Here is a 19,162-nt window from a genome sequence, read left to right on the forward strand (position 1 = left end):
TCGGAAAGGTTCAGATCCTAGCGCCGGGGGCCGCGCGCGACGCGTTCGATCTCTTCACGCACCAGCCGTTCAACCAAGGTCGGTAGGTTGTCGTCCAGCCATTCCTGCAGCATCGGGCGCAGCATTTCTTCGGCAATTTCGTCGAACGACCGCCGCGTGCTGAGGTCGACCGCCTGGGCAAGATTGTCGAAGGACTGAGCGACCTGACGACCAACCTCGGGTGAAAGGATCGCAGGCGCGGCCTTTTCGGTCACGGGCTCTTCGGCAATAACAGCCACCGGTCCGCCCGAAACGGCTACGGGTGCCGGGTCTGCTACCTTCAGCGCTTCAACAGCTACCGCCCGATTGACGGGCTCTTGTACGGCGCTCACCGAGAGACGATCAACCGGCGCCGGCGGCGCGGACACTGCTGCCATACGTGACGTGATGACCGGACTATCCTGAACGCTGCGCGAAGGCACATCCTTGACCGGCTCTTTGGCGGTATAGCTCATGGTGTGGCGCTCGGAGGCCGCCCTTACTCGGGCTGCAACGTCCGCCAGCGAAAGCGGCGGCTGCGCGATGCTCGAATGCGGCTCCGAAGGAATGACGGCCACCTCGATCTCCGGCGAAGGTGTAGCGAGCTTGGACGCCTCGCCATGGTCCTCCCGCCTGCCGAAAGCGGCAGCCTCGATTTCGCTGTCGATCGTCAGTTCAATCTCATCCGAGCCGTCGTCCTCGTATTGGTCACGCGAGGAGAAATCGGTCTGCCCCGGCTCATTGCTCTCGATGATCTTGCGAATGGATGCGAGAATCTCATCCATCGAAGGTTCACGCGCGACATTGAGCTGTGCCATTTCTATCCCCGTTTGACGCGGCAGAGCATGTGTCCCGAAACGACGCATGTGCCGATAACAAACAAACCTTAAGTGAGTCCGCGGACGAAACATACGCCACGAATCAGACACTTGGATTGTTGCACAGATTTGTTTCGATCGGCAGAAGCAGAAACGCCCCGGTTTCCCGAGGCGTTTTCTTTGATCAGCGGCCGTCGACGGTTCGAAGTCCGAACCATTTGTCCTTGACGGCTTCGTAATGCTCTTCGGCGCGATATTCCGCGACCTGCAGGCCCTGGCTCTTGACGCTCAGTGTCGCGGTGGCAGCGAGCAGACCGTAGCTTGCGACGACGGCGTCGCGCTGGGCGATAGCCAGCTGTTCCTGCGCATTCAGAACGGTCTGCTGCGAATCGAGCACGTCGAGCGTAGTGCGCTGACCAACATTGCGCTCTTCGATGACGCCGGCAAGCGCCATGTTAGCCGCCGAGATCTGCGTCTTGTTGGCGCCGATGCGCGCAATTGCCGCCTCAAGTTGGGCGTGTGCGCTCACGACGTTCTGCTGAACGGCGGCGCGCTGCGAATCGACGAGGATGCGCTGCTGGCCCAAGGTCTCCTTCGCTTGGCGAATCTGACCGTATTCCGCGCCACCCTGGTAGATCGGCACCGTCAGGCGGGCAGTAACGCTCGACGCGTTGCTGTCAAGACCGTCGCCGGAGTTGCCGGTCACGCGTCCAACCTGCCCCTGAATGCTCACGCCGGGCAGCATGGTGCCTTCAGCAGACTTCACCTGGAAGCCGGCCGTATCGACGTTGTACTGGGCGGCGAGAATGGTCGGGTGCTGACGCAATCCCAGGGCAACAGCCTGATCGAGCGAACGCGGAAGCCCCTTGGTGGCCGGCCCCGGCTGCTTGATACCCGTCGGCGCAACGCCGACGATCTGCACGTAGACTGATTCGCTCTGCTTCAACTGCGCAATGGCGGTAATCAGAAGCGACTGCGCGTCGGCAAGCGATGCCTCGGAAAGGCTGACGTCCGTGCGGGTGCCTTCACCCACGTCAAGGCGAGCCTGGGATGCGTTCAGCTGTTCCCTGAGGAAGGCGAGGTTCTGCCGGCGAATAACAACGATCTGCTGGTCGCGCGCGATGTTGGCGTAGGACGTGGCTGCTGCGAGCAGAATCTGGATCTCGTTTGCGCGAAGCGATTCGCGGTTGGCGAAGACATTCGATTCAGCGGCGCGAACATTGTTCAGCGTCTGAAAGCCATCAAAAATCATCTGGGTTACGGTGATACCGATCTGCCCCTGATGAAAGTCCCGGCTTCCGGTAAGCTCGTTGTCGACGTTTGAAAGCGTTCCGTTTGCAAAAGCCGAAACCTGTGGACGAAACCCGGACTTCGCGATCGGCACCCCTTCGTCGGTCGCCCTAAGACCAGCGCGCGCGGCGTTCAGATCCGGGTTATTTTCATAGGCTTTGGCCATTGCGCCGAAGATCGTCTCCGCCAGCACGGCCTGCGGCGCAAGCAGTACACTCGTCGAGACGGCAGCCCAAAAGGCTGCTTTGCGGACAATCGACACCATACTTCCCTCTCCGATCGGGGCGGCAAAGCCAGCCCACTATTTCCTGCGGCACCATTCCGACGTCGAAACCGGGCCGCCCTAAATACGGCGATGAAGCGCTCACACCGCCCACCGGTGAGCAAATCACTACCTCAGCACTCTTTGAAACCCGGATTCGGCCTGATCACAACTGTACACCGATACTGCGCACGATCATTTCAAAAAGAAACAGGTGGTTCGTTGCCAATTGGCAACATTGCTATTTTAGCAGCACAATCAAATGTTGAGATACCTCAATAAGTGGCACCTCAAAAAACAAAAGTCTGCTCGCGGCGGAAGCCGGGAAGCGGCTTGACCGCAGTGTTGAAATCCGCCCTTTCGGACGTCTTCCCATGCTCATGGACATAAAGCTTAGCACGCGAAGCGTTACCGAAGCCTTCAACGGCAATAAGCCGGCCGCCGTCGCGCAACTGCTCGAACAAGGCCGGAGGAAGCACTTCTACCGAACCATGAACGAAAATGACATCATAGGGTGCCTCGCCGGCATATCCCTTGCCAAGATCGCCGGTGACCACGGCAACGTTGTCATAGCCCAGCCGTGCCAAGGTTTCCGTCGCAGTTGCGGCAAGCGCTTCATCGCTTTCGAGTGCGACGACCGAACCGGCGATCAACGAAAGCAGCGCCGAGGCGTAACCGGTGCCACAGCCGATCTCCAGCACCACGTCTGACTTCGAGATTTCGGCGAGTTGCAGCAGCTTGGCGAGCGGCGACGGCTCCATCAGGTACCGCGGGCTTGCGCCCTTAGCGCCGTCGAGTTCGATGTCGGCATCGATATAGGCGAGTTCCTTCATCCGCGAAGGCACGAATTCTTCGCGCGGTACGGAGAGGAAAGCGGACAGGATCGCATGGGACGTCACATCCGTCGTCCGGATCTGGTTGTCCACCATCTTGGTGCGCGCCGCTTCGAAATTCATCATACTGCCCTCGTGTCCGGATGGCACGGCACCGGTATCCCGGATGACCGCGCAGTCGTCTTCTGGCTGCCAAATATGGCGCCTTTATATAAGCTCATAAATCGCCCTCCCGCTGGTTTCAAGCGACAGCGACATCTTGCAGCGGAAAAAGGAACGAGAAACACCGAAGCGACGTTTGCACGGCCCGGCACGGGCGGCGGCGCTGGCTGCCGCCAGAACAGAGAGAGCCTGACGTCAGCGGCCAGGCGCCCCTTCGAGCCCAACGAGGGCAATCTTCGTATAACCGGCGTTCTGGATGAGGTTCATGACCGTCATCAGCTCGCCGTAGTCGACGGCCTTGTCCGCACGCAGCAGAACGCGCGTCTCGGTGTTACCCTCCGTCAGGCGCTGAAGCTCCACCGCAAATTCCTCACGGGCTGTTTCTTCGTTGCCAATCGCCAGACCGAGGTCGGCGTTGAGCGTGACGAAGACCGGCTTATCGTCGCGCGGCGTCGGCTTGGAGGCCGATTGCGGCAGATCGACCTTCATGTCCACGGTCGCAAGTGGTGCCGCGACCATGAAGATGATCAGCAAAACGAGCATGACATCGATGAATGGGGTGACGTTGATCTCGCTGTTCTCGTCGAGATCGCCGCCGCTGTCGGTAACCTTGCCGGCCATGTCTCACCCGATCCTTGCGATCGACGCGTCTGCCGGATGGGCAAAGCCATCCTGGCGACGCGGTTGCGCCTTGCGGACCAGGCGATGATCGAGATCGCGGCTGACAAGCCGTTCGACGGCGGCTGCCGCGTCGGCGAGGATCACCTTGTAGCCACCCACCGCGCGGGCAAAGTAGTTGTAGATGATAACGGCGGGGATAGCGGCAACGAGACCGATTGCGGTCGCCAGCAGCGCTTCGGCAATACCGGGAGCAACGATCGCCAGGTTGGTCGTCTGCGCTTTGCTGATGCCAATGAAGGAGTTCATGATCCCCCAGACGGTTCCGAACAGACCGACGAACGGGCCGACGGAGCCGATCGAGGCAAGGATGCCCGTTCCGCTCGTCATGCGCTTGCCGGCGCGAACCTCGATACGCGTCAGCAGCGATGCGACGCGTTCCTTGAGACCAGCTGCCGGTGCGTGATCGAGCACAGCCTCCGAACGCACCATCTCATCGATCGCAGCGGCAACCATTTCCGCGGCAGGGCCCGCCTTGCCGTTGAATGTGGACTTAAGCTCTGCCAACCCGTTTGCAGCGGAGAGCTGACGGACGGCGCGGCTGAGGCGCGCCTTTGCGGCGAAGAGTTCAAACGTCTTGGCCACGAAAATCGCCCAGGTGATGACCGAGGCGAGCGCCAGCCCGATCATCACTGCCTTCACCACCATGTCGGCGGCAAGGAACATGCCGATAGGCGAAAGGTCGTGTGGCAGGACTGGGTTGGCCGCCGCTTCTGCTGCGGGCGTCTCAATCGACACAGCCGGTGTTTGTGCGCCGGCTTCAGACCCGGTGGCCGGAAGACCGTCGACAGTCGGCTGCTCGCCACGGGCCGCTGCATTGGCATTGGCCCGTGCCGTTCCCGCAGGTCCCGCGTCTTGAGCCTGGCTGACCGCAGGAGCGGTCGTTTCGGTTGAGGTTGTCGCCTGTGCAAACACGACCGTCGAGGGAAGACCAGAAGCCAGCACCAATGTCGCTGCGGCCAACAAATTCAGCTTCGATCGTGTTCGATTGGGCATCTTGTTCCTCGCGTACTGGTCCGTTTCGCCATCACAAAAATCACAGGGCAGCCGGAATTTCGGCCACCTCAACGTGCATTGGCCGCTCTTTACGACAAACTATGAACGAAACACAAGGATTTGTGGAGTATAAAGATCAAGAATAATTTCATGCCTGCGTTTCAATCGAGATCTCAAAGGGCGGGAGAGTTATCGACGAAGCCGTCACTTCTCCAGTCATATGCGCGGTGCCGCTCCCAAGGGCGTTGCAGCGACGTAAACGACGTCTTGAAGCGCATTTTCGGAAGCTCATCGCCTGCAACCGGCTCGGCGAAAATCTCGATCGCACCTACCAATCGCAGCAGGCGTCCACTCAGGATCCGCGCCCGGCCGGATGAACAGGTCCGCTCGGTGCTTCCCGGCACGATCAGCAGATCGACCTGATTGCACAGCACCTCAAACAGGTAGGGGTTTTCGACGAGAGCAACGGTCCAGCCGGCATCGCTTCGAGCGATGCACCATTCTTTCTCGCGGCACGAAAAAGCATTCGGCGAAACTTGGCCGAGCGCGGAGTTGATATCGTGACGGATGGCGGCGGCTGTCGCGGCATCGATGGTCCTCGTTTGCGCCTTCGCGGGCCGTAGCTTCGCCTCGGGATAAAGACCATCAGCGACCGCCCCTTGCGCGGGCATCGGAGCGACGTGGGCGTCGACCGCCAATGCCCGCTGCCATTGAGAGAAAAGGAAGTCGGAGGGACGATCCCGGTTCGTCGCAATGGCGGCGTCGGTGACCAATCCGACGAGGCGCCCATCTTCCGATACCACGATCGCCGGCAATTGCCTGTCTTCGAACGCGAGGCACACGAGTCCGGAAAACAGCAGCACGGCTCCGAGCCCTGCCAGCCAAGTGCGCAACACACACAGAATAACGCCGCCGGCAGCGATAAGAACGAATGCCAGCGGCCCGACGCGGCCGGTCAGAAACTCGCCGTCGAGCGACGTGACGAAGCGGGCGATCACCAGCATACCGTCAAGGCCCCAAGCCATGACGGSGAGCGGGTACTGCTCGAGACCGAAAGGCGTCAACACCATGGCGAAGAGGCCGAACGGCATGATCACAATGCTGATCAGTGGCGCTGCGAGAATATTGGCGAGCAACCCATAGGCCGGCAGTCGCTGGAAATAGGCGGCAGAGTAAACCGCGGTTGCAAGTCCGCCGATCAATGAGGTCGCAACCACGCCGATAACGAAACCCGTGACGAGCCGCCTGCCCCACCAACGCCCGGCGACTGCCGGCTCTTCTGCTTCCGCACGCTCGCGCCAGCGCGCATAGCCAGCAACCAACGCCAGCGTGGCGGCGAACGACATCTGGAAGCCCGGCCCCGCAACGGCAGATGGCGTGATCACGATGATGACAATCGCAGCCAGCGCGATATTTCTCAGGCTGATCGACATGCGGTCGAAGAAGACCGCAACCAGCATGTTCGAAATCATGATCCAGGCGCGGACGGCGGATACGGCTCCACCGGAAATCAAGATGTAAAGGAAGACCATTGCCAGAGCGCCCGCAGCGGCAACCTTCTTGATCGCCACGCGCTGCGCCAACCCGGGAACCGCACTCAAGACGGTACGCGCTCCGATTAGAAACGTACCTGCCGCAAGCACCATGTTGAGACCGGAGATCGCCAAAACGTGCGCCAAGCCCGCCTGTCGCAGCATCTCGACGGTGTCGCGACCAATCGCCCTTTCTTCCGCCGTCACCAGGGCTGCAGCGAGCGCACCAGTGTCGCCACCGACTGCCGTGCGGATCCGCTCGCCGACCGTTTCGCGTAGCGCGGCCAGATACTCCGCCATCCGCATCCAAAACGAGCGGTCCGCCACCGTCGCAGCACCGTCGGCTATCGGGCTAAGTGGCGCACCATAGAAGTAACCGACGGCGCCGATCTGCCGGAAATAAGAATCGAATGCGAAGTCGTTGAGGCCTGGCAACGCAGGGCCGGAAGGCGGCGAAAGACGCGCCCTGCCCTCGATCGTTGCCCCGATCGCCAACGGCGCGTGCGGGCTGCGCGACAGCACCATGGCCTTCAACGGCGCACGGCGCAACGTCGGCTTCGTGGTTTGCTCGATGACAATTCCGTAGCGCCAGTGGTCCCGATCATTCTTCTCGCGCGAAAATACCTTGCCGCGCAGGTTCGTCGTTACCGGTCCATCGAGAACGATCGTGTCGATGCGCGATGCCTCGATCGCCGCAAGCATCATTCCCGCCGTGAACAGCCCCGCTGCGATCCTCGGCGCACGCAGGGCGCGCACACGGAGGTTGCACAGCAAGGCGGCTATTCCGAAAACGCAAAGCAGCAGTGCAAGTTTGATGAGTCCGAGGTCATAGGGCAGCGAGAGCCACGTCAGCACGCCGGCGGCTAACAGGACGGGGACAAGCACCAATCCGTGGCCGAAGGCCGATTCTTCTTCGACCGCTTCGCGCCAGTGTGCGGCAATCGCCTCTGGTCGGAGGCGTGCGTGCGCGAGCGCGGCGCAAGATTTGACAAGGGGAAAAACGAGGTTGCCGCGTGCATTCGCAGGCGTTGCAGACATGCTCCCGATCGAAACCGAAGCGGGTGGTGCCGGAGCGACACGATCTGCGTCCTGCATCAAAGACCGGACTTCGATCTCGCTCATCGTACGGTACCACTCCCCTAAGACGGTAGAGGTCGATCATGCAACCAACATCACCCAACCGCAACCTGAACGTCATCTGCCGAAAAAAGCGGCAAACCTATATGGAATGGTACCGCATCATTATCCTGACAGTTATTGATCCGGTTGGACATATTGCTCTAACGTGCGATTATTGCGTCGCCATATGCACATTTTCGCATCGCACAATTTGCCTTTCGTACAGCTTGGCAGCCGAAAATAAATCATATAGCAAATTCGCAACGTTCATTTTCGTGGCATGGTCTCTGTGCCACGTTGCCATAAGACGGAGGGTCCCCATGACAGAAAAAAGCGCGGTCGTAACATTCGATGGAAAGTCGGCGGAGCTACCAGTGCGATCGGGGTCCATCGGTCCTGATGTGGTCGATATCGGCTCGCTCTACAAGCAGACCAAGATGTTCACCTACGACCCGGGCTTTACGTCGACGGCGTCGTGCGAATCCAAGATCACCTATATCGACGGTGACGAAGGCGTGCTCCTGCACCGCGGCTACCCGATCGAACAGCTCGCAGAACATGGCGACTTCCTCGAAGTCTGCTATCTCCTGCTTTACGGCGAACTGCCGACGAAGGCGCAGAAGGCTGACTTCGACTACCGCGTCACACACCACACCATGGTGCATGAGCAGATGTCGCGCTTCTTCACCGGCTTCCGTCGCGATGCCCACCCGATGGCCGTCATGTGCGGTTGCGTCGGCGCCCTGTCGGCCTTCTATCACGACTCGACCGACATCACCGATCCGCACCAGCGCATGGTCGCTTCGCTGCGCATGATCGCCAAGATGCCGACGATCGCCGCGATGGCCTACAAGTACCATATCGGCCAGCCGTTCGTTTATCCGAAGAACGATCTAGACTACGCCTCGAACTTCCTGCGCATGTGCTTTGCCGTGCCTTGCGAGGAATATGTAGTGAACCCGGTGTTGTCGCGCGCCATGGATCGCATCTTCATCCTGCATGCCGACCACGAGCAGAATGCTTCGACCTCGACCGTGCGCCTTGCCGGTTCGTCAGGTGCCAATCCCTTTGCCTGCATCGCCGCTGGCATCGCCTGCCTCTGGGGCCCGGCCCACGGCGGCGCGAACGAAGCTGCGCTCAACATGCTGGCCGAAATCGGCACGGCTGACCGCATTCCGGAATACATCGCCAAGGCCAAGGACAAGAATGATCCGTTCCGCCTGATGGGCTTCGGCCACCGCGTCTACAAGAACTACGATCCGCGCGCCAAGATCATGCAGAAGACCACGCATGAAGTGCTTGCAGAACTCGGCCACAAGGACGATCCCCTCCTCGAAGTGGCGATGGAACTCGAACGTATCGCGCTCACCGACGAGTACTTCGTCGAGAAGAAGCTCTACCCGAACATCGACTTCTACTCCGGCATCACGCTGAAGGCGCTGGGCTTCCCCACCACCATGTTCACCGTGCTGTTCGCGCTTGCGCGCACCGTCGGCTGGATCGCCCAGTGGAACGAAATGATCGAAGATCCGGAACAGCGCATCGGCCGCCCGCGCCAGCTCTATGTCGGCGCTCCGCAGCGTGACTACGTGCCGGTCTCCAAGCGTTAACGCCAAACGGAAATCAGGAAATGAGAAAAGCCCGGTCAGAGATGACCGGGCTTTCGATTTTGCAGATAGGAGAGGACGATCTCGGCGCCCAATTCGCCCGGCGGTCTGCTTGTCGCCATGCGCTGCTGTACCAGCGCGTAGCCGTCGAGCATCGACGCGCGCTGGGCCGTCGGCCCGGACAGCCGCTCGACCCAGCGGGTCAAGGCGCCCGGACGAATGCTCTGGTTGAAATACTCCGGCACGATCGGGAAATCGGCGATGAGATTGGGAAGCGCCCCGCTCCAGATGCGGATGCGGTTGTGCAGCAACCGCACAAGCCAGTCGGCATCATAGGTAGAAACGACGGGAACGCCGGCTAGCGCAAGCTCTAGGATGACCGTTCCCGACGCGGCGATTGCCGCATCCGCCTTGTCGAAGGCAGCCCATTTCTCGGTGGCTCCCACCAATATTTCCGGCTGAACCGTCCAACCGGCCGTGATCTCGCGCACCAGTTTTTCCTGGCGCGGAACCGTCGGCAACAGCAAGCGGACGCCGGAATGCCGGCGAGCGAGTTCCTCGGTCATCTGCCTGAAGATCGGTAGCAGCCGCTTGATTTCGCTTGAACGCGATCCCGGCAGAAGCAGGCAGGTGGAAACCGCGCTACCATTGACGTCGTTCAGTCTTTCGCGTCGGCTGGCGCGGACGGCAAGCACATTGGCATCCGAGGCAAGCCGATGGCCGATATAGGTCGTCGGCGGCCCCTCAAGCTTGCGCATGGTCTCGGGCTCGAACGGCAGCACCGCCAGAACATGATCGACATAGCTGCGCATGCGCGGCGCGCGTTCCGGCTTCCAGGCCCATACGCTCGGGCAGACATAGTTGATGACAGGCAGATCCGGCAGCGCGTCGCGAACGCGACGCGCGACACGATGGGTGAAATCCGGACTATCGATGATCAGCAAGGCATCGGGGCGCGCAGCAATAATGGCATTCGCCGTCTGGCGGATGCGCAGAATCAACTTTGGCAGACGCGCGAGCACTTGCGAGAAGCCCATGATCGAAAGTTCGGAATAATCGAACAGCGATTCCAGGCCTTCGCCCTCAAGACCGTCGCCGCCAACGCCGACAAGCTCGACATCACGCCCGCATTGTGCACGCAGTGCCCGCACCAGATCTGCGCCAAGAAGATCGCCCGATACCTCGCCGGCAATGACCGCCAGCTTGTAGCCTTGTCCGCTCATGCTTTTCCCCGGTGACCGCTCCGCTCGACACCAATGACAAACAGCCCCGCGCGGTTGGCAGCTTCGATCACCTCCGCGCGCTCGAGCACCAGGGCGCGACCGGCCTCGACAGCAATTCCGGCAAGCCCGGCCGCGACAGCGCCAGCGACGGTCGATGGTCCGATCGATGGCAGATCCGCACGCAAGTCCTGCCCCGGCTTACAAAGCTTGACCAGAACGCCACGCCGACGCGCCGAGACGCGTCCTTCCGTCTTGAGTGTCGCCACCCGCTCGAGCATCGCATCGGTGCCCTCGGCGCCCTCCAGGGCAACCACGCGACCACCGACAGCGATGGCGCCCTGCCCCACGTCGAGTTCGCCAAGCGCGTTGGCGGCAGCGATGCCGGCCTCAACGTCGCGTCTGTCATCGTCCGATGGGGCGATAGCGCCAATCGGCCCTGGATCCGCCAGAAGGTTCGGAACCACCTCATGCACGCCGATCACGTGGGCGCCGCTTGCTTCGATGAGTTGCATCGCCATGCGCAAGACAGCGTCATCGCCGCCAGACACCAGCGTCTTCAAAACGCTCGGTATTCTGGCAAGCGTTTTCAGCGTCGGGCGAATGTCGCGCCATTCCGGTCTACGACGGACCCAGCCCGAAAGCACAACGCGGTCGATGCGTTGTTCTTTGAATGTGCGGCTGATGCCGGAGAAATCGCCGATGGCGAGCACGGAGTGATCGAAACCGACCCAATCGCTCTCTTCCGCTTCGCGCGAGAGCGCGATCACAAATGGATCTTCTCCACGGGCACGAACGGCCTCGGCCACATGATGCGGCAGCGCTCCGCCGCCGGCGATGATCGCGAGCCGGCCGCCAGTTGCTGCGCGGCTCGCCGTGGCCGACATCACGGTCAGGCCTTGCCGCGACTTGGTGAAGACAGTGCCCTGTCGCTTTCGGCTGCGATGAAATCGAGGATTTCGACAACAGGCGCACAGTCGGCATAATCAGCGCGAATGGCGGCGGCATTGGCGCGAACTGATTCTGGGCCCTCGAAGATCTGCTTGTAGGCGCGGCGAACCACGTGGATCGTTGCACGCTCAATGCCCGCCCGGGTCATGCCCACAACGTTCAGCCCGCTCAGGACACCGGGATTGCCGTTGAGCATGCCATAGGGAATGACGTCGTAGCTTACGGCGGAGAGGCCGCCGATGAACGCCTGACGACCGATGCGCGTGAATTGGTGCACGGCACAGCCGCCGCCAAGGATAGCGCGGTCCTCGATCGTCACATGGCCGGCCAACAACACGTTGTTCGACATGATGATGTTGCTGCCGAGGCGGCAATCATGCGCCACATGCGAATAGGCGAGGAACAGATTGTTATTGCCGACGATCGTCGCACCGCCATATTCGACGGTTCCCGCATTCATCGTGACACCTTCGCGGATCGTGCAGTTGTCGCCGATCTGCAAAATGGTGTCGACAGTGCTGTGATGCACGCTTTGCGAATCTCCGCCAATGACGGCATTCGGGAAAATCTTGGTGCCCTTGCCGACCGTCGTGCGGCCGGCGACAACGACGTGGCTCATCAGTTCCATGTCGTCTCCGAGAACGACTTTCGGCCCGATGTAGCAAAACGGGCCGATTTTGACGTTCTCACCGATGACCGCGCCATCTTCGATGATCGAGGACGGGTGGATCTTCGCTGTTGATGCAATCATGTTTAAGCGTCTTCCGTGCTGACTATCATCGCGCCGATATCAGCTTCCGCGACAAGTTGCCCGTCAACTTTTGCGTCACAATGAAACTTCCAGATATTGCCGCGCTGTTTCTGCTTCACGACATGAAACTCAACACGATCACCCGGAACAACCGGCTTGCGGAAGCGCGCATTGTCGATGGTCATGAAGTAGACGAGGTTGGTACCCGAAGCAGTCTTGCGCGCGCAGATCGCGCCCGCCGTCTGCGCCATGCCCTCGATCAGCAGGACGCCCGGCATGATCGGCTTCTCCGGAAAATGGCCGGTAAAGTGCGGCTCATTTGCCGAGACGTTCTTGATGCCGATCGCCGAATTGTCGCCGTCGATCTCGATGATCCGGTCGACGAGCAGGAAGGGATAACGATGCGGAAGAAGCTTCAGGATCTCCTGAATATCAGCCGTACCCAGAACCGTTGCCGCCTCACTCATTCGTGCCATCCTTCTTTTTCTGTCTGTCACTTGCGCGCAAGGCCATTTCGGCGACATCGCGCAGGAAATCGCGCATGGGGCGCGCTGGAATACCGCCATAGCGTTCGCCCGCAGGGACGTCGCTTGCAACGCCGCTCATGGCAGCGATCTGAACGCCGTCACCCACAGTGATGTGGCCGTTGACGCCGCTACCGCCGCCGATCATCACGCCGTCACCAATCCTGGTGCTGCCGGCGATGCCGACCTGACTGACGATGCCGCAATAACGGCCGATGCGGACGTTGTGGCCGATCTGTACAAGGTTGTCGATCTTCGTGCCTTCGCCGATGACGGTGTCGTCCATGGTGCCACGATCGATCGTCGTGTTCGCGCCGATCTCGACATGATCCTGAATGATCACACGTCCGACCTGAACGATCTTGATCATTCCACCCTTGGGGCCCGGCGCGTAGCCGAACCCATCCTGGCCGATCCGGGCACCTGGGTGAATGATGACACTGTTGCCGACAAGAGCGCAGAGAACGCTTGCGCCCGCCGCGATCGTGCAGTCTCGGCCAATGCGAACGCCCGGCCCTATGACGACACCTGCGGCAATTCTCGTTCCGCTACCAATTTCGGCGCCGGCCCCAACGACTGCCATCGGCTCGATCTCCACGCCCTCTTCAAGGCGTGCCGTCGGGTCAACGAAGGCGGCCGGCGACACACCGGCAAGGCTGGTATTGCGCGCCGGGCGCATGGCAGCCTCGTGCAAGAGTGTACCTGCCAGCGCGAAGGCCGTATGCGGCCGCGCAGTCAAGAGAACGGGAATGTGAGACGGTACGAGTGGGGCGATCGTCTTGTCGCAGATAATCGCGGAAGCCTGGCAGCTTTCCAGCTCAGCACGGTACTTGCGCGAAAGCATGTAACAGACGTCACCGGGCTTTGCCCGATTGACAGGTGCTACCGAGTGGATAGCGCGATCTGCCACCGCGCCATCCGTCAGATCCGCCCCAATTTGGTTCGCCAGGTCACCCAGACGAATCCCTTGATGGGGCGGAAAAAACCAATTCTGTTCCATGGACACTCCAGAACGATCTACTTTTGGCAGTTCTGGACTGCTTCTTTATCAGAACGACGAGGAAATACCGAACTTCAGATTCTGAACCCGGTCGAAATCTTCCTTCGCGATCGGCCAAGCGTAGTCGACACGCAGCGGACCGAACGGCGACGCCCAGATCAGGCCGAGACCGACCGATGCACGCAGCGAGGAGTCGTTACCCAGTACCGTTTCACTGGGCAGCGTAGCGACCTTATTGCTGTAGAGCGTACCTGCATCGGCGAAGATTGCGCCGCGGAAGCCGCTGTCACGCGGGATGCCAGGCAGCGGAAACGTTGCTTCGGCCGACGCCGTGAAATAGGTGGTGCCACCAAGCGCATCGCCTGTTGCCTGATCACGCGGGCCGACCCCGTTGCGCTCGAAGCCACGAATATCGTTGCTGCCCAGTTGGAACTGGTCAAAGACCTGAAGATCGCTACCGGTCTCGAAGATATGACCCGCACCGCCGGCAAGCGAAGCAATAATATCCGCCTCATCGTTCACCGTGTAATACCACTTGGCCTTACCGGTGATCTTGTAGAAATCAGAGTCGCCACCGAGGCCGGCGAACTCCTGCGTAAACGTCGCCAGAATGCCATCGTGCGGCAGTTGCGCATCATCGAGCGTGTTGTAAGTGATCGATTGCGATACCGACGAACGGACCCAGTTTCCGCCTTCAACCGCTCGGACGTAAGGCGAAGACAGATCTGCAATATTACCGCTATAGTCAAACGTCGTGAAGTTATACCGCAGCGTGGTCGACAGGTTCTCTGTGATCGGCGCCGCTATGCGCAGGCTGAAACCCTGGTCTTCATAGCTGTAGTCTTCGTCGTCGAAGTCGTTTTCGTTCTTGAAGACGTCGAAGCCGGCAGCCAGACGATAGCCAAGGAAATACGGCTCGGTGAACGAAACGTTGTAGGTCCGACTCTCTTCGCCGCGACCTGCCGCGACGCGAATGTACTGACCGCGACCCAGGAAGTTCTTTTCCTCGATCGAGGCTTCGACGAGGAAGCCGCCACCGCTGCCAGCGGAGTAGCCGGCACCGATACCGAACGAACCGGTCGACTGATCCTGTACGTCAACGATAACCACGACGCGGTCTGCCGCACTGCCAGGTGCCGTCGAGATATTGACGGTCGAGAAGTAACCGAGAGCCTCAAGGCGACGCTTGGCGCGCGCAACCATTTCCTGATTGAAGGCATCGCCTTCACCCATATCGAACTCGCGGCGAATGACGTAGTCGCGAGTTCGGGTGTTGCCGCGAATTTCGATACGCTCGACGTAGGCGCGCTCGCCCTGATCGACGAGATAGTCGACGGCAATCGTATGATTGCTGAGGTCGCGGTTACCGCGCGGCGTCACGCGGGCAAACGGGTAGCCAGCCGAAGCGACGCGCCTCGAGATCTCGCTCATCGTTTCCTGAATGTCCCTGGCCTTGTAGACCGAGCCTTCGCGGCTAAGCACGACGCCCTTCAGCGATTCGGCATCCACACCTTCAACCGTCGATTCGACAGTCACTGCACCAAAGTCGTAGCGCGGACCTTCTTCAACGGTGATCGTCACGGTGTATTCGTTGGTCGCCTCATTAAGAGAAGACTCGGACGAAACGACCTGGAAGTCGGCATAACCGCGGTTGTAGTAGAACTGACGCAGCAACTCTTCGTCAGCGCGCAGCTTGTCCGGGTTGTAGACGTCCTTGCGGGTCAGGAACGAGAAGATACCTGATTCCTTCGTCGCAATGATGGATTGCAGACGACCATCGCTATAGGCTTCGTTGCCGACAAAATTGATCTGCGCAATCTTGGTGCGCTCGCCTTCGTTGATGACGAAAGCAAGATTGACGCGACCTTCAGCGATCGGGACGACCTGGGTCGTCACAGTGACATCACTGCGACCGATCGCAGCATAGGCGTCCTTGATCGACTGGATATCCGTTTCGACCGTCGCCTGGCTGTAGGGTCCGAGCGGCTGCGTGCGGACGGCGAGCTGAAGCTTGTCGTCCTTGATCTTGCGGTTGCCGTTGAAGACGACCTGGTTGACCAGTTGGTTCTCGCTGACGGTGACGACAAGCGTGCCGCCAGCGACATTGATGCTGACATCGGAGAAATAGCCTGTCGCGTAAAGGCGCTTCACGGAAGCATCGATATCGGCGTTGCTGAAGCTCTTGCCAGGGACAATCGTGATGTTCGCACGAACCGTTTCAGCGCTGACGCGCGTGGCTCCGCGGACTTCAACACGACTAATGGTCGCGGCCTCTGCGACGGAAGCGCCTGCGAGCAATCCAACACCAGCGCCAGAAACCACCATACTCGTGGACAGCGCAAACGCCGACACCGCGTTCAAAAACCTTGAACCAGCTTTCATGTTCAAATCTTACCTTTTCCCAACGTCGCGCGGCAATTTCGTGCCGACTCCGGTCACGGTTGCCGTTTTACCCGCTTTTCCCATACAAGCAAGTCAGCTCGTTAATTTCTGTTTACTTCAATTCGAACCGTGGCTTAACGGCCACTACAGATTCGAGTTATCGTAAACAAATCCTTGCTGGACAAGCCATTGAAATCCAATCGTTCACAGTATCGGTCGTCGTCCGCCTCAGATGCTCGCCGGCCGAACGCTAGCCGAAGAACATCGAAATGTCGTTCCAGGTCGCAAAAACCATGAGCATCAGCACCATGGCAAAGCCGATCCGATAAGCGACGTCCTGCGCAGCAGCTCCAACCGGCTTTCCGCGCAAGGCCTCAACCGCATAGAACATCAGGTGGCCGCCATCAAGCACCGGAACCGGCATGAGGTTAAGCAATCCTATGGAAACTGACAGGACGGCTGCAAGCTGCAGCACGGCAGCCACACCCAGTGTCGCCATTTGGCCCGAGGCCTGAGCGACACGGATCGGACCACCAAGCTGATCCGCCTTCATACGTCCCGTAACGAGGTTCGCCAGATAGTCGAACGTGCCGGTGACAATGTGCCAGCTCTGAAGCGCCCCCTGCCCTATGGCTTCGATCGGACCGTAAGTCACCAGTCGGAAATTGCCCGCATCCTGATCGGTGACGATACCGATGATTCCGACCTCCATCTTGTTGCCGAACTGGTCCGATATCTCGGTTCGCTCAGGCACCATCGGAAGATCCAGGAATGAACCGTCCCGCTGGATCCGGATCTTGATTTCCAGTTCAGGTCGCACGCTGACATAGCGGCGAACGTCGTCGAAGGTCGCGACCGGCGTTCCGTCGATGGCGATCAACCTATCGCGCGGAAGAATGCCTGCCTTGGCGGCAGCACTGTTCTCTTTCACCTGGGCAACGACCGGGTCCGCAACCGAACGCCCATAAACGGCGAAGAGAACGGCAAAAATGGCGATGGCAAGGATGAAGTTGGCGATCGGACCGGCCGCAACGGTCGCGGCACGCTTCCACAGCTTGGCGCCCAGGAAGGTTCGTGACCGTTCCTCAGGCGAGATCGCCTCCAGCCGCTTGTAATCGGGCGTACTGGCCGCATCCTCGTCGCCATAGAACTTGACGTAGCCGCCCAGCGGTATTGCACAGAACTTCCACCTCGTGCCGTGTTTATCGGTCCACCCGAGCAGTTCCGGCCCGAAGCCGACCGAAAAAGCCAGGATACGAATGCCCGACCACCGGCCGACGAGGTAGTGTCCCATTTCATGCACGAAGACCAAAAGGGTCAGCACCAACAGGAAGGGTACGATGTAGCCGGTCACGAATTGCAGGCCAACAAGCAGATATGTCATGAACTTTCCTTAAGCCTGCCACCAGCATCACAGGCCGAGCAAGACCGAACCAAAGGCGATCTGACGCCCATCGCTGAGGACATACTGTATCAGCACCAGGACCAGCGTAGCGATGCAGGCAAAGACCAATCCGTCGACCCGATCCATGACCCCGCCATGCCCAGGAATGAGATGGCTCGAATCCTTGACGCCGAATCGGCGCTTTATGAAGGATTCGAAGAGGTCTCCGATCTGGCTCGCGACGGAGAGAACCAGCGCCACAGCCGGGACACGCAGATCTTGCAGCGGAAAATATGCCATAAAAACGGCAATGCCGGCCACAACGCCGGAAATCGTCCCGCCAATGGCGCCCGACCAGGTCTTGCCGGGCGAAATGCGCGGCGCGAGCTTGGGGCCTCCGATCGCCCGACCGACGAAATAGGCAAGAATATCGGTTCCCCAAACGACGGCGAAGACGAACAAGGTCGCGATCAGGCCGGGTTGGTCAACCCCGCGCAGGGCCGCCAGCGAGATGCCGGTCAATCCTGCGTAGACGATGCCGCCGGGCAACCACCAGCTGCCTTTCTTGAGCGATACCCAAAGCACTGCGATAACGACAGCAATGAGCAAGGCCGGCAGACTGTAGCCGATATATCCGAGAAGAATGAGAGCGGCGATTATCGCCAGCGACAGCCAACCGAAGGCATTGCCTTGAAAATCGCGCTCCGGCAGCCCGGTAATCGTCGACCACTCGTAGTAAACGAGCAGTGCGATCAGGACCGAAAGAAGCTGGAAGGCCAAGCCGCCGAACCAGGTCGCACCGAGTGCGACCGCCGCGAGCACCACTCCCGAGGCGATGCGAAGCTTGAGTTCTGTTTGCATTTACGAACCAACCGCTAACGTCGGCTGCGCCAGACCGCCGAAGCGACGCTCGCGGCAGGCGAATTTCTCGAGCGCAGACAGAAACGTCTCACGCGTGAAGTCTGGCCAAAGCTCCGGAACGAACAGCAGTTCGGAATAGGCTCCCTGCCAAAGAAGAAAGTTTGAAAGCCGTTCTTCGCCGCTGGTGCGAATAATGAGATCCGGATCGGGAATGCCGGCCGTATCGAGCGAAGCGGCGATGCGCTCAGGCGTTATGTCCTCTGGCCGCAGACGGCCTTCGGCAACTTCAGTTGCCAGGCGGCGCATGGCGCGCGTCATCTCGTCACGCGCACCATAGTTGAAGGCGATCACCAGCGTAATGCCGGTATTCCCGCTCGTCGTCTCCTCAGCCTCGATCAGCAGGGGCAGGATGTCGCCGCGCAGGTTCGATCGCTCCCCGATGACGCGGATGCGAACGTTCTCGCGGTGCAGGTCGGCAAGGTCGCGACGAATGAAGGCCTTGAGCAAGCCCATCAGATCCGTCACTTCGGCCTGCGGCCTGTTCCAGTTTTCGGACGAGAAGGCAAACAGCGTGAGGTAACGGATCCCCGCTTCAGCCGCCGTCTTCACCGCGTCACGAACCGCTTCAACACCCTTGCGGTGTCCCATCGTGCGCGGCAGACCGCGCGCATTCGCCCAGCGCCCGTTGCCATCCATGATGATGGCAACGTGTTCCGGAACGGTGATCGGGATGAGATTTTGCATAAGGCGTCCGCGAAAGGAGACTCAGATCAA

General features: G+C 60.1%; 16 protein-coding genes. 1 reads left to right on the plus strand and 15 read right to left on the minus strand.

Annotated features, from left to right (window positions below; all coding sequences use genetic code 11):
• Nucleotides 1–17: 17 nt before the first annotated feature.
• The 6 genes from ASD52_RS21870 to ASD52_RS21895 all read right to left on the minus strand — a co-directional run bounded on the left by ASD52_RS21870 (nt 18) and on the right by ASD52_RS21895 (nt 7,711).
• On the minus strand, nt 18–836 hold the full coding sequence (locus tag ASD52_RS21870; protein WP_057214200.1) for a PopZ family protein: 819 nt from the start codon (nt 834–836) through the stop codon (nt 18–20).
• A 184-nt stretch (nt 837–1,020) separates the two neighbouring features.
• Nucleotides 1,021–2,391 (minus strand): outer membrane channel protein TolC, encoded by a 1,371-nt coding sequence (gene tolC / locus ASD52_RS21875; protein WP_025426839.1) that lies wholly within the window; start codon nt 2,389–2,391, stop codon nt 1,021–1,023.
• A gap of 287 nt (nt 2,392–2,678) precedes the next feature.
• Entirely contained in the window at nt 2,679–3,344 is a 666-nt protein-coding gene (locus ASD52_RS21880; protein ID WP_025426838.1) for a protein-L-isoaspartate O-methyltransferase, read from the minus strand.
• A gap of 234 nt (nt 3,345–3,578) precedes the next feature.
• Nucleotides 3,579–4,004, minus strand: a complete 426-nt coding sequence (exbD, locus tag ASD52_RS21885; RefSeq protein ID WP_025426837.1) for a TonB system transport protein ExbD — start codon at nt 4,002–4,004, stop codon at nt 3,579–3,581.
• A 3-nt stretch (nt 4,005–4,007) separates the two neighbouring features.
• Nucleotides 4,008–5,057, minus strand: coding sequence for a tonB-system energizer ExbB (exbB, locus tag ASD52_RS21890; RefSeq protein WP_057205051.1), 1,050 nt, complete (start codon nt 5,055–5,057; stop codon nt 4,008–4,010).
• Between the two features lie 173 nt (nt 5,058–5,230).
• Nucleotides 5,231–7,711, minus strand: coding sequence for a ComEC/Rec2 family competence protein (locus ASD52_RS21895; RefSeq protein ID WP_057214203.1), 2,481 nt, complete (start codon nt 7,709–7,711; stop codon nt 5,231–5,233).
• 317 nt (nt 7,712–8,028) lie between these two features.
• On the opposite strand from ASD52_RS21895, the gene gltA reads away from it, so the two are divergent.
• A complete protein-coding gene (gene gltA, locus ASD52_RS21900; RefSeq protein ID WP_025426831.1) occupies nt 8,029–9,318 on the plus strand; it encodes a citrate synthase in 1,290 nt (429 codons plus the stop codon).
• 35 nt (nt 9,319–9,353) lie between these two features.
• Here gltA and lpxB read toward each other — a convergent pair whose 3' ends face one another.
• From lpxB to ASD52_RS21945, 9 genes are all read right to left on the minus strand, one after another.
• Complete coding sequence (lpxB, locus tag ASD52_RS21905) at nt 9,354–10,538, minus strand: lipid-A-disaccharide synthase (RefSeq protein ID WP_057205058.1); 1,185 nt, start codon at nt 10,536–10,538, stop codon at nt 9,354–9,356.
• On the minus strand, nt 10,535–11,422 hold the full coding sequence (locus tag ASD52_RS21910) for an LpxI family protein (RefSeq protein WP_025426829.1): 888 nt from the start codon (nt 11,420–11,422) through the stop codon (nt 10,535–10,537). The genes lpxB and ASD52_RS21910 overlap by 4 nt, the downstream gene beginning before the upstream one ends.
• A gap of 5 nt (nt 11,423–11,427) precedes the next feature.
• Nucleotides 11,428–12,237, minus strand: coding sequence for an acyl-ACP--UDP-N-acetylglucosamine O-acyltransferase (gene lpxA, locus ASD52_RS21915; protein ID WP_025426828.1), 810 nt, complete (start codon nt 12,235–12,237; stop codon nt 11,428–11,430).
• Nucleotides 12,238–12,239: 2 nt separating this feature from the next.
• Nucleotides 12,240–12,704, minus strand: a complete 465-nt coding sequence (gene fabZ, locus ASD52_RS21920; RefSeq protein ID WP_025426827.1) for a 3-hydroxyacyl-ACP dehydratase FabZ — start codon at nt 12,702–12,704, stop codon at nt 12,240–12,242.
• On the minus strand, nt 12,697–13,761 hold the full coding sequence (gene lpxD, locus ASD52_RS21925; RefSeq protein WP_025426826.1) for a UDP-3-O-(3-hydroxymyristoyl)glucosamine N-acyltransferase: 1,065 nt from the start codon (nt 13,759–13,761) through the stop codon (nt 12,697–12,699). The genes fabZ and lpxD overlap by 8 nt, the downstream gene beginning before the upstream one ends.
• Before the next feature lie 48 nt (nt 13,762–13,809).
• On the minus strand, nt 13,810–16,143 hold the full coding sequence (bamA, locus tag ASD52_RS21930) for an outer membrane protein assembly factor BamA (RefSeq protein WP_025426825.1): 2,334 nt from the start codon (nt 16,141–16,143) through the stop codon (nt 13,810–13,812).
• Nucleotides 16,144–16,393: 250 nt separating this feature from the next.
• Entirely contained in the window at nt 16,394–17,527 is a 1,134-nt protein-coding gene (rseP, locus tag ASD52_RS21935) for an RIP metalloprotease RseP (RefSeq protein ID WP_025426824.1), read from the minus strand.
• Between the two features lie 27 nt (nt 17,528–17,554).
• On the minus strand, nt 17,555–18,388 hold the full coding sequence (locus ASD52_RS21940) for a phosphatidate cytidylyltransferase (protein ID WP_025426823.1): 834 nt from the start codon (nt 18,386–18,388) through the stop codon (nt 17,555–17,557).
• A complete protein-coding gene (locus tag ASD52_RS21945) occupies nt 18,389–19,132 on the minus strand; it encodes an isoprenyl transferase (RefSeq protein ID WP_025426822.1) in 744 nt (247 codons plus the stop codon).
• Nucleotides 19,133–19,162: the final 30 nt, after the last annotated feature.

It is taken from the genome of Ensifer sp. Root142 (genome assembly GCF_001426785.1).
Classification (GTDB): Bacteria; Pseudomonadota; Alphaproteobacteria; order Rhizobiales; family Rhizobiaceae; genus Ensifer; species Ensifer canadensis.